At 61.7% G+C, this 12,847-nt stretch carries 14 protein-coding genes; 9 read left to right on the top strand and 5 right to left on the bottom strand.

Features of this window, described 5'->3' with window-relative positions:
• Positions 1-67: 67 nt before the first annotated feature.
• Positions 68-835 carry a hypothetical protein gene (locus tag H9L14_RS02430; RefSeq protein ID WP_187709089.1) on the bottom strand — a complete coding sequence of 256 codons (768 nt, stop codon included), beginning with the start codon at positions 833-835 and terminating at the stop codon, positions 68-70.
• Positions 832-1,443, bottom strand: coding sequence for a polysaccharide biosynthesis/export family protein (locus H9L14_RS02425; protein WP_246444351.1), 612 nt, complete (start codon positions 1,441-1,443; stop codon positions 832-834). Before H9L14_RS02425 ends, H9L14_RS02430 begins: the two co-directional genes overlap by 4 nt.
• Before the next feature lie 100 nt (positions 1,444-1,543).
• Here H9L14_RS02425 and H9L14_RS02420 point away from each other — a divergent pair, with 100 nt between their 5' ends.
• The 8 genes from H9L14_RS02420 to H9L14_RS02385 all read left to right on the top strand — a co-directional run bounded on the left by H9L14_RS02420 (position 1,544) and on the right by H9L14_RS02385 (position 9,334).
• Positions 1,544-2,980 carry a tetratricopeptide repeat protein gene (locus H9L14_RS02420; protein ID WP_425506892.1) on the top strand — a complete coding sequence of 479 codons (1,437 nt, stop codon included), beginning with the start codon at positions 1,544-1,546 and terminating at the stop codon, positions 2,978-2,980.
• A complete protein-coding gene (locus H9L14_RS02415) occupies positions 2,980-4,470 on the top strand; it encodes an exopolysaccharide biosynthesis polyprenyl glycosylphosphotransferase (protein WP_187709087.1) in 1,491 nt (496 codons plus the stop codon). The genes H9L14_RS02420 and H9L14_RS02415 overlap by 1 nt, the downstream gene beginning before the upstream one ends.
• Positions 4,460-5,212 (top strand): WecB/TagA/CpsF family glycosyltransferase, encoded by a 753-nt coding sequence (locus H9L14_RS02410; protein ID WP_187709086.1) that lies wholly within the window; start codon positions 4,460-4,462, stop codon positions 5,210-5,212. Before H9L14_RS02415 ends, H9L14_RS02410 begins: the two co-directional genes overlap by 11 nt.
• 19 nt (positions 5,213-5,231) lie before the next feature.
• On the top strand, positions 5,232-6,296 hold the full coding sequence (locus H9L14_RS02405) for a cell wall hydrolase (RefSeq protein ID WP_187709085.1): 1,065 nt from the start codon (positions 5,232-5,234) through the stop codon (positions 6,294-6,296).
• A gap of 112 nt (positions 6,297-6,408) precedes the next feature.
• Entirely contained in the window at positions 6,409-6,903 is a 495-nt protein-coding gene (locus tag H9L14_RS14920) for a DUF1996 domain-containing protein (RefSeq protein WP_222949894.1), read from the top strand.
• Between the two features lie 145 nt (positions 6,904-7,048).
• Positions 7,049-7,669 carry a DUF1996 domain-containing protein gene (locus H9L14_RS14915; RefSeq protein WP_222949893.1) on the top strand — a complete coding sequence of 207 codons (621 nt, stop codon included), beginning with the start codon at positions 7,049-7,051 and terminating at the stop codon, positions 7,667-7,669.
• 2 nt (positions 7,670-7,671) lie between these two features.
• On the top strand, positions 7,672-7,989 hold the full coding sequence (locus H9L14_RS02390; RefSeq protein ID WP_187709083.1) for a hypothetical protein: 318 nt from the start codon (positions 7,672-7,674) through the stop codon (positions 7,987-7,989).
• A gap of 73 nt (positions 7,990-8,062) precedes the next feature.
• Complete coding sequence (locus H9L14_RS02385) at positions 8,063-9,334, top strand: pilus assembly protein TadG-related protein (protein ID WP_187709082.1); 1,272 nt, start codon at positions 8,063-8,065, stop codon at positions 9,332-9,334.
• Between the two features lie 82 nt (positions 9,335-9,416).
• Here H9L14_RS02385 and H9L14_RS02380 read toward each other — a convergent pair whose 3' ends face one another.
• Positions 9,417-10,013 carry a PEPxxWA-CTERM sorting domain-containing protein gene (locus H9L14_RS02380; protein WP_246444349.1) on the bottom strand — a complete coding sequence of 199 codons (597 nt, stop codon included), beginning with the start codon at positions 10,011-10,013 and terminating at the stop codon, positions 9,417-9,419.
• Between the two features lie 243 nt (positions 10,014-10,256).
• Between H9L14_RS02380 and H9L14_RS02375 the strand changes: the two genes are divergently transcribed.
• Positions 10,257-11,210, top strand: coding sequence for a UDP-glucuronic acid decarboxylase family protein (locus tag H9L14_RS02375; protein WP_187709080.1), 954 nt, complete (start codon positions 10,257-10,259; stop codon positions 11,208-11,210).
• 15 nt (positions 11,211-11,225) lie between these two features.
• On the opposite strand, the gene H9L14_RS02370 is transcribed toward H9L14_RS02375, so the two are convergent.
• Both H9L14_RS02370 and H9L14_RS02365 read right to left on the bottom strand, forming a co-directional pair.
• Entirely contained in the window at positions 11,226-11,729 is a 504-nt protein-coding gene (locus H9L14_RS02370; protein WP_187709079.1) for a response regulator, read from the bottom strand.
• Between the two features lie 181 nt (positions 11,730-11,910).
• Positions 11,911-12,744: a cell wall hydrolase gene (locus tag H9L14_RS02365; protein WP_222949892.1), complete on the bottom strand. Its 834-nt coding sequence runs from the start codon at positions 12,742-12,744 to the stop codon at positions 11,911-11,913.
• Between the last annotated feature and the right edge of the window lie 103 nt (positions 12,745-12,847).

Genomic DNA, 12,847 nt, shown 5'->3' with positions numbered 1-12,847 from the left:
AACCTCGAGAAGCTGACCCCGATGCCACCTTGGATGTCCCAATACTCGCTGAGCCGCGTGCTCAGCGTCAGCCTCGGGCTGATGATCGTCGAATGGTCGCTTGAATTGTCATAATTGGTGCGGTCGGCTCCGACGCTGAACCCAATAGAAGTTCGCTCCGACAATTGGTGATTGTAGGCGCCGTTGACGAAGACGGTCGTATAATCGTTGAGAAAATCGCCGGTGAACCAAACCCGCGATGCGCCCCCGAAAGGGTGATGTTGGTGCGTGGACCGGTCCGGATTGCCGCACCGCCCTGTCCGTACAAACGGTACTGACGTCCTGCGAAGGAGAAGAGATCGGGATCCTGCACCGTGACTGGCGGAGGCGGCAGTGTTACGTCCGGCACTTCCGGGACGGGCGGTACGTACAGGAAGCGATTGCTCAGCTGGCCTGAAAGATCGCCGCTGACACCGCCGGAGGCGAAAACCCGGATGGTTTCGCTCGCTTTGTATTGAGTGTCACCGGTGACGGAGAAGATGCTCTTGAAATCATACTTGTTGAAATAAGTGGAGCCCTCGGCAAACGCCGCAATGCTCGTCGAAGCGCGCTCGCTAGACCAGGCGTGTACGCCGCGCGCTCCGAGCCGCCCGAAAGCAGATCCGTCACCGTTGAACTCCAGGAACGGATTGCTCGAGTAGCCGAGGCCCGCAGTCAGATCGATGTAGCTTGCCGACCTCTGTGGCTGCGCTCCCTCGGTCGGCTGATCCGCCGCCTGGGCAAGCGCGGGAGCGCTCCAGACTGCGAAGACCCCTGCGGTCGCGGCGAGACAGTGCTTGCGGAATGCATTCATCACGGCACCACCAATGTATCTCCGCTCTGGATGAACGGAATGTCTGCTTCAGTGAGACCCTGTGTGTCCCCTTTGAGGACATTGCTCAAGCGAACTCGAATGGTCTGCAATTGCGTGCCCGACTTGCGCAGGATGGAAATGTTGCTCATCGACGCGAATTCGGTCGGCCCGCCCGCAATCGAAACGGCCTCCAGCGCATTGACGTAGCGGCCAGGAGTATAGGTGCCCGGCGCCTTGACCTTGCCCACGATCGAGAACTGGTAACCATTCGGGTTCTTCACGCTGACGGTCACCTGGGGGACCGCTCCACGATACTGTGGCTGAAGAGCCGCCGAGATGACCCGCTCCAGATCCGCAGGCAGCTGGCCCGCCGCGACGAGCTGCCCAACCAGGGGGAAAGCGAACGTGCCGTCAGGAAGGACGCGAACGGTCCGTTGAAGACGGTCGTCGCCCCACACCATGATCTCGATATCGTCGCCGGGATTGATACGATACGCGGGCCCGGCCGTGGCCTGGGCAGGCGCTGGCCGCCGCGTTTGGGCGGCTAGCGGTTGGAGCAGAACAGTCTGGAAGAGGATTCCAGCAATCAATGCGACAAAGGCTTTACGCACCAAGGCTCCTTTCGCCAGTCCGCGCGCACACGCGAGATCGTCTCGTCGTTCAGCATGCTAGGTTACAAAACGATAACTCGCAGAGTAGTATATACAAATTATGAAGGTCCGAAGCCCGTTTTTTGCGGCTTGTTGCATTGCCGCCACGGCGCTTTCGGTAGCTCTCGCCGGCTGCAGTTCATCAGAGTCAAAAGCCCGTGCGGGCTTTGAGGAATATCAGGCCGCAGTTGCGTCCGGAGACCTGCTCGCGGCTCGACGGGCATTGCTCGAGGTCGTAGCCGCCAAGGACGACGAGCCCGCTTATTGGGAGGAACTCGGCAAGGTCCAGGTCGAACTGGGGTCGCTCGGCGACGCCTATTATGCTTACACCCGGGCGCATGAACTAGATCGCACGAACGCGCAGGTCCTTGCAAACTTGACACAGTTGGCGTTGCTCAGCGGCGACATCGACGTGGCGGAGAAGCAGGCTCGGCAGCTTGAACTCATTTCCGCCGACGCACCGGCGGTCAAGCTCGCCCACGGCTATGCGGCACTAAGGCGCCAGAACCTGGACGAAGCGGATCGGCAGGCCGACGCATTGCTCCGGTCACTCCCGTTCGAACCGGGCGCCAAGTTGCTGAAGGCGCGCATCCTGCTGGCGCGCGGGAAGCATGAAGAAGCGGCCTCGTTACTAGAAAAGCAGCTTGTCGTTCGCCCTGATGATGCTGGCTCCCTGAAGGCCCTCATGGCGCTCCACGAACGCTACGAGAATTGGCCGGGGGTGGCGTCCGCGGCAAGCCGGGTCGCACAGCTGGATCCCAAGGATGTGGATGCCGGTCTGGCTGCCGTGGACGCAAGGCTTCGTTCGAAGGATATCGCTGGCGCCCTGCGAGCGGCACAGCCTTTCCTGAAGCCCGATGCGCCCGGCGAACAAGTGGATTCCGTGCTTTGGTTGTGGGCGGAGCATTGGAGGTCGCCGGAGGCACTCGCCGCCGCGCGGCAATTCAGCAGGGCGGCCGGCCCGCAGCAGCGGCTGGCCTATGCGGGCTATTTCAATGAGGTCGGCAGCCCTCAGGATGCCATCGACCTGGCCGGTGGCAGGCCCATCCTTCCGATCAGCCTAGCCAACTCCAGCGCCAATGCGATCATCGCGGACTCGCTGGCGATCGGCGGCCGCACTGCTGAAGCAAAGCAGATGCTGGACACGATCCTGAAGCTGGAGCCCGATCACGTCTATGCGCTGCGCGCGCGAATTAACCTCGAAATAAGAGCTGGTAGGGCAATTGCGGCGATCAGCGATGCCCAAAGGCTAGTAAGCGTCCTGCCCAAGTCGGCTCGCGATCGTCTCTTGCTTGCGCGTGCTTATGCTGCTGCTGGTGACAGCCGCCAGCTGGACAGGACACTCTGGAATGCGTTTCATGAGATTCCCGCCAACCGCGACCTTTACGAGGCACTGCGTGCGCATGTCGCCAAGTCCGACGGACCAGACGCCGCCGAGGCGGTGGATGAGGAATACCGACATCAACAGGATGCGGAGCTGGTGCGAGAATTCATCTGATGCCACCTGCTGACGACGCAATCGTGGTGCAGAAACCAGTTGATCCCGCAGTCGATGCGCGGGCTACTGACTCGCGCAAGCGGCCAGTGCGCTTCACATCGAACATCGTCGGGCCGATCATCCTCGCGAGCGACCTGGCATGCCTTGCCCTGAGCGTCCCCATGTCGCTCATCGCTTACGAACTCCTCGTCGGCGAGCGGCTCATATACTCGGTGCACGTTTTTGCGTTCGCCATCCTCTCGGCGAGCTTCCTGCTGATCCGTTCCTCGAGGCGCGCCTACCGCCGCACGCTCGTCAATCTGATGCATGAGGAAGGCGACGCGCTCGTCGACGCGACGGTCAGCAGCCTCCTCGCGTCGGCGCTCGTCTGGCAGTTCGGGATGATCGGCAATTATTCCCGCGGTGTCAGCCTGCTGTATCTCGTCTCGCTGCTCTTCTGCCTCGCATTGTCCCGGCCGCTGATCAGGATCGGCCTCACCCGCATGGCGGCGCGTGGATCGATCGAGCAGCGCATCGCCTTCTACGGCGCCGATCCTCAGTCGATCGCAATGATACGCCAATTGCTGGGCGCGCTCGATCTGCCTCACCTGCGCTTCGTCGGAGTCGCGGACGACAGGCCCAAGATCGGCAAGCTCGACGATCTCAAGTTAATCGGAGGCTACAAGGAACTGGCCGAGCTCGCGCGGCGAGGCGAAGTCGACCAGGTACTGATCAGCGTTCCAAACCTGCCGACCAAGCGACTGCACGAAATCGTAGACGGACTGAGCGCCGTTTCGGTCGACGTGTCCTTAATACCGCCGGAGGCGATCGAGCTCGCCCCGGATTATCGGGTCCATCTCCTTGGATCGCTTCCAGTTCTGAACCTGTGGCAGCGGCCGTTCCGCGACATCAACCAGTTCGTGAAGCGAGGCGAAGATCTTATCCTTGGTGGGATTGCACTCGTCTTCCTTTCGCCGATCATTGGTCTCGCGGCACTTCTAGTTCGGCTCTCGAGCCCTGGCCCCGTGCTGTTCGTGCAGCCGCGGGTAGGCTTCAACAACGAGATCATCCACGTCCTCAAGTTCCGAACCATGTTCGCGGACCAGTCGGACCTCGGCGCGCGCGAGACGACGACACGCGACGATCCGCGAGTGACTCCGGTAGGCCGGATCCTTCGCAAGCTGAGCGTCGACGAGCTACCGCAGCTGATCAACGTCATTAGAGGCGACATGTCGCTCGTGGGGCCGAGGCCTCATGCGCTCGAGATGCGGGTCGGGGACCGCTACTATCAGGATGCAGTACGCGGGTACGCGGGGCGTCACCGCGTTCGGCCGGGCATCACCGGCCTCGCTCAGGTCAAGGGCCTTCGCGGCGAAATCCGTTCGGTCGAGCGCGCGAAGCGTAGGGTCGAGCTGGACAAGGAATATATTGACCGCTGGTCACTGGGTCTCGACTTCTGGATCATGATTGCGACCGTTCGCGCGGTGCTTTTCGACCGCGATGCCTACTGACCGCGAGAACTTTCTGGACGTCGCTTTCGATGTCCTTTCGGTCGACCGGTTGCTTTCCCGAATCGAGGAGACCCGGTCCGGCGCTCCGTTCCGCTACCTCGTCACTCCGAATGTCGATCACATGGTTCGCCTTCACAAGCGGAGCGGCCAGATAGACGGTCTTGAGGAAGCGTACCGCAGGGCCGACCTCTGTATCTGCGACAGCAAGGTCCTGGGTCTGCTCGCGAGATGGCGCGGCGTGCACCTGCCGGTCTTGCCTGGGAGCGACCTGACCGCACTCATGTTCGACAGGGTGATCCAAAGCGGGGACCGGATTGCCATTGTCGGCGGCGACCCGGCGCTTCTCCGAGGCCTCCAGCGAGCGCACCCGAAAATTCAGTTCGTCCAGCATTGCCCGCCGATGGGCCTGATGCAGAACCCGGATGCGCGAACGACGGCCGCGGAATTCATCTCGGATCAGAAGGCGCGCTTCAGCTTCATTTGCGTCGGTTCGCCCCAGCAAGAGATGATCGCCGCCGAAGCGGCGAAACTTGGAACCGCGAGTGGAATGGCTTTCTGCATCGGGGCGGCACTCGAGTTCATAACCGGGCAGACTAAACGCGCTCCGGTGCTGGCCCGGCGATTGGGGCTGGAATGGGCACACCGCCTGCTAACCGATCCCCGGCGTCTGTGGCGCCGGTATCTCGTCGAGGGCCCAGCCATCTTCTTGCTCGCCCTTCGATGGCGAAAAAGAACCGCATGAAAGTCGAAGCGGCGAGACAATGGAGAAAGCGCCAGCGCCGGCGCTTGTTCATTTTCGGCGGAATAGGCGCAGCAGTCCTCTTCCTCATCATCGGGGCAGCGATCCTGCTCTCGCAATCAGGGTCACAACCATTCGAAATCGCGCGCTCGAACAAGCCATCCGCACTTTCGAGATCGGTGACGGTGAAATTGAACATCCCGCCCCCGATCTCCTTCGGCCGATCTCGCCTGAAGAAGCGCTCGCTGAAAATTCGAAGCGAGAATTCTCGGAGCGGCCCGACAGTGCCGCGGCCGCCTTCACCCTCAAAGCCGACTCCACATCGCGAGAGCGCGCGCTCGAGTGCCTTACCCAAGCCGTTTATTACGAAGCGGCGGGCGACGGCGCCGATGGCGAACGAGCGGTGGCTCAAGTGGTGCTGAACCGGATGCGTCACCCTGCCTATCCGGCAAGCGTTTGCGGCGTCGTCTATCAGGGCTCGGACCGGCCGGTCGGCTGCCAGTTCACGTTCACCTGCGATGGCTCGCTCGCGAGAATTCCGATCCCTGCCCTATGGAAACAGGCTCAAAGGATCGCCAGTCAGGCCCTTGCCGGAAAGGTATTCGCGCCGGTGGGTCACTCGACCCATTATCATGCCGACTACGTCCTTCCGTATTGGGCCGACTCGCTCGACAAATCGGTGCAGATCGGGCGGCATATCTTCTATCGCCTCAAGGGCGGCCTCGGCGCAATCAACGCTTTCCGCCAGCGCTACAGCGGTGCGGAGCCATTGCCGCCGTCGCCCACGACCGTGGAAGTGGCGCTGGATGCAGTTCAAAACGCGGGGCCAATGCTGTCGGGCCCGACCGTCGAGGATCCGCTTCGGGTATCGGCAGGAGATCTGATCACCAGCGGCGAGCCCAAGCCGCAGCTCGTCGCCGACGCTCTCCAGGGAACGTTGCTGGTTGACGGCGAGCCAAGCGCACCACCCACCTCTTCCAAACCAACATCGAAGACGACACAGGGCTGCCCTGACGATGGAGCAAAACGGATGAAAGCGCTCTCGTCCAACGACCTTCGCGTGCAAGGAACCGGCGCCGGCTGCTGATCCGCCGCGCCCGACCGAAAACACGGTTAATCCAGAGTTTCCTACGGAGTGACGATATCTTAACTCCGGAAGCCCGAATGTGCCCCTGCTTTTGTCTGGGGAGGCAAAACAGATGGGCGAAGATTTCTCGGCCTTTAAGGCCCTGGCAGGTGGTGTCGCTGCTCTGCTGATTGTCACTATGGTGGCGCCGGAAGTTACCGGCGGCCAGTTCGATCCGTTGAGGCTTACCAAGAAGAAGGGTCGGACGACCGATCCCGCGCCAACCACCACCACTACGGACACTAGTCTGAGCGGCACGACAACCACGACCACCACGTCGACCACGACCAACAGTTTCTACACCGAGGAAACGATGGTCCCCAGCAACTTCGACATCAATACGGAGCTGGTGAGCGCGACCGTCCCCGGATCCGCCGCCCCGGACGTCGTTGGCGCGTTCCGCTTCATCTGCAATGCGGGACAGCTGCGTTACGACGATCCCATCGTCTTCCCGGGCCAACCGGGAAAGTCGCACCTTCACCAGTTCTACGGGAATACGACCGCCGACGCCTACTCGACCTATGCATCCTTGAGGGAGCAGGCGATAGCACGTGCATGTCGCCGTTGAATCGTTCGGCGTACTGGATGCCCGCCATGCTAAACGGCCGCGGCAGCGTGGTCCGTCCGGATTTCGTCGCAATCTACTACAAGCGCCGGCCGATCACGGATCCGAAATGCTCGCTGACGAGCGGCGACCCGCAAGCGGAGGGCAATTGCGTTCCGCTCCCGAACGGACTGAAATTCGTATTCGGATACAACATGCTCGATCCGGCGAAGACTCCGACCGGGTCGCTCTACTTCAACTGCCAGGGAACTGGCGCCGTGCCCGGCACCTATCCGGATCTCGTAACGGCCGCCAAGAACTGCCCGACGGGGCGCAGATCGGAGCGGTCATCAAGGCGCCCGACTGCTGGGACGGCAAGAACCTCGACAGCCCGGATCACCGGAGCCACGTTTCTTACGGGAGCTACGGTGACTGGGGCTATTACAAGTGTCCGTCGACGCACCCCTATGTCATACCGGCGTTCACGCTTGGTGCCTGGTACACGGTCGACGACACGCTCGACCGCTCGGGCACTTGGGAAGCGGGAAAGACCGTGACGTGGAGCCTGTCTTCGGACACTATGGCCGGAATGACCCCGTCGAAGCCAGGAACTACGTTCCATGCCGACTGGTTCGGGGCCTGGGACAATACGGTCATGAGCATGTGGATGGACAACTGCATCAACAAAATGCTCAATTGCTCGGGTGGCAACCTCGGCAACGGCAAGCAGATGAAGCAGTATGCGGGTTTCACATGGCTGGCGAGCCCGCGGCTCGTGCCCGTCCCGTAGTCATGATCCTGGCGATCGCACCCGCCAAGGCAAGGGGTCTTGCACTCTTTGTCTTGGCGGCGGCGCTCGCGGCCTGCGAATCGCATAAGCCACCAATGACGGAAATCCAGCGTGACGACGCCGAGCGTCAGGCCCTCATCCAGGCGATGAAGCGCCATCCCGCGCTGGCCGAAGGCGGTAACAACGCCGCGATGGGAAAACCGATCGATGTCCCGACGACGGTGCCACCGAAAGCACCGGGGCCGACGATCGTCATGATCATCCGGAACCCAAACCAAAGCCGTAACAAAGCCGTTCGCCGGCCTTGCCCGGATCAATGATCAGGAAAGCTTCCGGCACCTCACCATCGGCGAGGATAAAGGTCCTTTAACCCTGACCGCCTAACCATGTTGCATGACGTTTCGACGGGTCACCACAACTCTTGAGGCCCTGCTCAGGGATGACCGCGGCAATGTGCTGGCGCTGGCGGCGATCGGGCTTCCGATTTTTCTGGGTTGCGCGGCACTCGCCGTGGACACAGTCCAATGGGTCTACGCCAAGCGCGAGCTCCAGGCTGCCGCAGACTCTGCTGCACTCGCGGGCGTCTACGGGCTGATCCAGGCCGGTGACATGGAAGGGGCAGTCGACCGCTCGATCGCTTCGAACCCGGAACTCGATCCGCGACGTGCGGTCACGGCGGAACAGTCCCCGGACATTTACAAAGATGATCCGTTCGCAGTCAGGGTGCGGATCGCAAGTCCTACGAGGATGACGTTCGCCTCGCTCTTCCTCAAACGCGCACCCGTTATTTCAGTCGAGGCCACGGCAACCGTTGTCGAGAATGGCGATTTCTGCGCCTTCGCCATCGGCTCCGGTTCGGAAACCGGACTGCAAATTGATCCAAGCGCCGACGTTGAGATGGATTGTGGTCTGGCGACCAACGCGTCGTCCCCAAAGGCCATTCAGGCCGATGGCTCCGCGACAATTCAGGCCGAGAATATCGTCGCATTCGGCGGAATCGACGCAGATGGCATCCAGTCGTCGCGCGTGCGCGCCTACAGCGTGCGGCAGAAGGACCCGCTTGCCGAGCGAGATCCGCCTTTGATCCCCAATACCGGCTGCCCGAACGTGACGATCAACGCGGACGCGGCCTCCACGAACGGCGGACGGGTCACGTTGCCCGCCGGTTGCTACGGAAACGTCCTCATCGACGGTCCGGTGCTGCTGGCCGACGGCGAATACATCCTCAATCGCGGAAATCTGGTGATCGGGCCGACGGCCGAAGTGACGTGCAAGGCCTGCACGATCTTCCTGACGAGTGAGCAGGCAGCAACCGATCCCTGGTCAGTTGGCAAGGTTCAGATCGACAGTCATGCAAAGGTCAAGCTTGCCGCCCCAACCCAGGGCCCGAACGCCGGAATTCTGATCTTTCAGGACCGCCGCTCGGCAGGTGCCCACGATGAGACCGAGAACATCATCGGCGGGAACAGTTTTTCGGAGCTCAAAGGGCTGATCTATTTCCCGTCGGAGACGCTGCGCGTCGACGCGACATACACACCCGACATTCAATGCTCCCGGTTCATCGGACGACGCCTGATCTTCCAGGGCCGTGTCCTGATCGCGTCGGGCTGCTCGGGTTCGAGCGTCATGAACTTCCGCGGAACCGAAGTCAGGCTGGTCGGCTGACGGCCCGCCCATAGCGAACACAAACAAACGAAAACTGCCGGCCCGAAGGCCGGCAGCTGCGTGCTCACTCAATCGAGTGTGCTTAGGCGATCTGAAGCAGGTCGCCGGTGCGACGGCGGCTGCGGCGGAGCGCCGTGCCCGCTGCGCCGAAGCCCAGCAGCATCATCGCCCAGGTCGCGGGCTCCGGAACACCCGGAGGCGAGCCGGTCGTGTACAGCGTGGCGTTCGACCAACCGCTCGGATCGTCCAGCGTGACGAAGTTGGCGCCAGTGGTGCCGAAGTCGAACAGCCAGAAGACCGAAACATTGCCTGCCGGACCCGCGACGTTGCCGAAGTGGGCACCGATGATCGTCAGGCCAAACATGGTCTCGCCGAAGTTCAGCTGATTGCCGTTTGTCAGCGACAGGATCGTGTTGTCGGCCAGGGCATTCCAGTTACCGTCGAACTGGAAGTCACCCGGAAGCGAGTCGATCGCCGCCTGCTGGTTGGCGATATCCTCTGCACTGCCGTTAAGCAGGTTCCCCGAGTAGTAGCCGGCGCACGCGATGGCGTCCGGCGTCGGGAGGCTGAGGTCGCAAGCCGACACAACGGTCAGCGAGTTAGTCGTGCCACCGGACGGCGGAAGATTGATCTGCCGGGTGTCCTTGGCAAGAGCCGGGGACGCGGCGGCCGCGGCCATGGAGGCAGCAGCAAGGAATTTGAAAACTGAGCGACGCATATTTCACCTCGTTGAGTGAGCGACGACCCATCCCTGTTAGAATGAGCACCCAATCCAAACGCTAAACGAAATCTTAATGTTCCTCAACAAGATATTAACATTCTTTGTATCAAAATGGGATTCGGCTCCGTGCTAAGAGGAATGGTTGCGACCGGAGATCGGAACTCGCTACTTAGAGGCAGCCGCAGTGTCGGAGGGGAATGAATGGCTCGCAGCTACAATATGCGAAAGCGGGTGATGGTGACCGGCGGTGCGGGCTTCCTCGGCTCCCACCTCTGTGACCGCCTGCTTGACGCGGGCCATGACGTGCTCTGCGTCGACAATCTGTTCACGGGCACCAAGGACAATATCGGGCACCTGCACTCGAACCCCAGCTTCGAGTTCATGCGGCACGATGTAACCTTCCCCCTCTTCGTGGAGGTGGACGAGATCTACAATCTCGCCTGCCCGGCCTCGCCAATCCACTACCAGCACGATCCGGTGCAGACGACGAAGACGTCGGTGCATGGCGCCATCAACATGCTCGGCCTTGCCAAGCGCCTCGGCTGCAAGATCCTCCAGGCCTCGACCAGCGAGGTATACGGCGATCCGTCAGTCCATCCCCAGAGCGAGGAATATTGGGGCCATGTGAACCCCATCGGCATCCGCTCCTGCTACGACGAGGGCAAGCGCTGCGCTGAGACCCTGTTCTTCGACTATCACCGGCAGAACGGGGTTCCGATCAAGGTTGCTCGGATCTTCAACACCTACGGTCCGCGCATGCACCCGGCCGACGGACGCGTCGTTTCCAATTTCATCATGCAGGCGCTGAAGGGCGAACCGATTACCATCTACGGTGACGGCAGCCAGACGCGATCCTTCTGCTACGTCGACGATCTGATCCGCGGTCTCATGGCGCTGATGGAAACGGGGCCGGAGACGACCGGGCCGATCAACATCGGTAATCCGAACGAGTTCACCGTGCGCGAGCTGGCCGAGAAGGTCATCGCGTTGATCGGCTCAAGCTCCCAGATCGTGCAGGAACCGCTGCCCCAGGATGATCCGAAGCAGCGTCAGCCTGATATCACGAAGGCAAAGGAAGTCCTCGACTGGCAGCCGTCGATCGAGCTCGAGCAAGGGCTGGTGAAGACCATCGATTACTTCCGGCGGTTCCTGTGACCCCTGCCGGTGCACCTAGTGGTGCTGACCGGCGATCCAGTGCTCAAAGCGTGTGCGAAGTGAACGACGCGAGGGAATGAAGCCCGCCTCCGGGACGTCCGAAGCAGCGGGAGTCTCGTAAATCTTCAAATTCTGGGGAATGCGAGGCCGGACGGTCTCGCGGCCGCGAAGCTTGTCTTCCGCCAGGTTCAGGGCCCGATGCACTTCTTCGGCGGTGAACGGCTTCATCAGGCACCCGAGCGCAAGGTCGGGCATCGGAAAGTTGGGCGCCTTGCCGCTGACGAAAAGGCACGGCACGTCGAAGTCGCCGAGCCGGACCGCCGCCGAGAAACCGGTGCTGCCGCGCGCGAGGTGCAGATCGACGAGAGCGAGATCCGGTTCGAAATGCTCAGCTGCAGCGACAGCATTGTCGGCATCGTCCGCGATCGCGACGACTTTATATCGGGGATTGTCCTCCACCAGATACTTCAGCGTCGTTGCGAGCTGAGAGTCGTCCTCAACAATTAAGATCTTGAGCACCGAATTCCTCCCCATCCCCATGGAGAAAGTCACTGGATCGGATGCTCGACCGAAAATCGCCCGCTGCGAATCCCCGTTGAACGAAGTTTACGACGAACCGACTCGGTGGCCCGCCCAGATGAAAGAAAAGGCCGGAACGCGCTCTGCGTCCCGGCCCTCCCCTCTTAAAAACTCGATGAAATTAAGCGCGATAGAAGATGTGTGCGCCGATCTGGCTGACCCGGGTCAACCGGCGTCCCCACGATGGGGCGACATAATTCGCGTGATACCAGAGCACGTCGTTCGACACGCTGGGCACAGCGTTGCTCATGGCAAGGCGTGCGATCCCCTGGGCCTTCCGCCAGGCGTCGCAGTCGGAGTCGACATACGGGAACTGACCGTTGCGGACGAACGAGAACTGCCACGGCTGCTTGACGGTAGCGCACCAGCTGGAAGGGTAACGGCCGGACGCTGCGCGATTCATCACCACGCGCGCGACTGCCAGCTGTCCCTCGACCGATTCACCGCGCGCCTCGAAATAGACCGCCGTGGCAAGGCAGGTCGCCTCTTCGTCTAGCGGTGCGCCGGTGCTGTAGCGGTCGACCAGCGCATAGAGCGGCCAGCCGTTCTGATAGAGCCAGGCAGCTTCGCGATTGATCGATGGCGCGAGGCTCATCGTGACCGCCGTCGCCGGACGAGCCTGGATGACCCCGCCCGAAACCGTCGAGACGACCGCCGTGGTCGCAGTGCTCAGGCTGCTCGCCGCAGACCGCACGACCTGCGTCACGGCGCCCAGCGGCTTTGCAGCTGCGTCGATCGTTCCCGCCGACAGCGGAGCTGCCGTGGCCGAATTGGACGCTGCTACAAGGAATAGCCCCGCAACCGCGGTCAAGCCGCGGCCCACCAAGAACCTCTTCAAATCTTTCTCTTTGTACTGGCGGTCGACCGCTACCGGGCGCTCATTCTGCGCCTGATCAATCCTGCGGAGTTGGTCGTCCGTCTTGCCCGGAGCCGCGCTCAATTCGCGCTGGCTCACCCGCTTCAAATCGTTAACGGCCAGATAGGGGCGTCATTCGTTTAACCCAACCCTAGGGACGGCGAGTCGAGCCGCAAGCGGGTTAACCTGCGGAACATTACGG

The sequence above is a fragment of the Sphingomonas sediminicola genome (genome assembly GCF_014489515.1).
GTDB lineage: Bacteria > Pseudomonadota > Alphaproteobacteria > Sphingomonadales > Sphingomonadaceae > Sphingomicrobium > Sphingomicrobium sediminicola.
This window is presented reverse-complemented; position numbering and strand designations above follow the sequence as displayed.

Excerpts from the sequence above, each read along its gene's own strand:
- H9L14_RS02420 (WP_425506892.1), top strand. The coding sequence starts at position 1,544 with ATGAAGGTCCGAAGCCCGTTTTTTGCGGCTTGTTGCATTGCCGCCACG.
- H9L14_RS02415 (WP_187709087.1), top strand. The coding sequence starts at position 2,980 with ATGCCACCTGCTGACGACGCAATCGTGGTGCAGAAACCAGTTGATCCC.
- H9L14_RS02410 (WP_187709086.1), top strand. The coding sequence starts at position 4,460 with ATGCCTACTGACCGCGAGAACTTTCTGGACGTCGCTTTCGATGTCCTT.
- H9L14_RS02405 (WP_187709085.1), top strand. The coding sequence starts at position 5,232 with ATGGAGAAAGCGCCAGCGCCGGCGCTTGTTCATTTTCGGCGGAATAGG.
- H9L14_RS14920 (WP_222949894.1), top strand. The coding sequence starts at position 6,409 with ATGGGCGAAGATTTCTCGGCCTTTAAGGCCCTGGCAGGTGGTGTCGCT.
- H9L14_RS02390 (WP_187709083.1), top strand. The coding sequence starts at position 7,672 with ATGATCCTGGCGATCGCACCCGCCAAGGCAAGGGGTCTTGCACTCTTT.
- H9L14_RS02385 (WP_187709082.1), top strand. The coding sequence starts at position 8,063 with ATGACGTTTCGACGGGTCACCACAACTCTTGAGGCCCTGCTCAGGGAT.
- H9L14_RS02380 (WP_246444349.1), bottom strand. The coding sequence starts at position 10,013 with ATGGCCGCGGCCGCCGCGTCCCCGGCTCTTGCCAAGGACACCCGGCAG.
- H9L14_RS02375 (WP_187709080.1), top strand. The coding sequence starts at position 10,257 with ATGGCTCGCAGCTACAATATGCGAAAGCGGGTGATGGTGACCGGCGGT.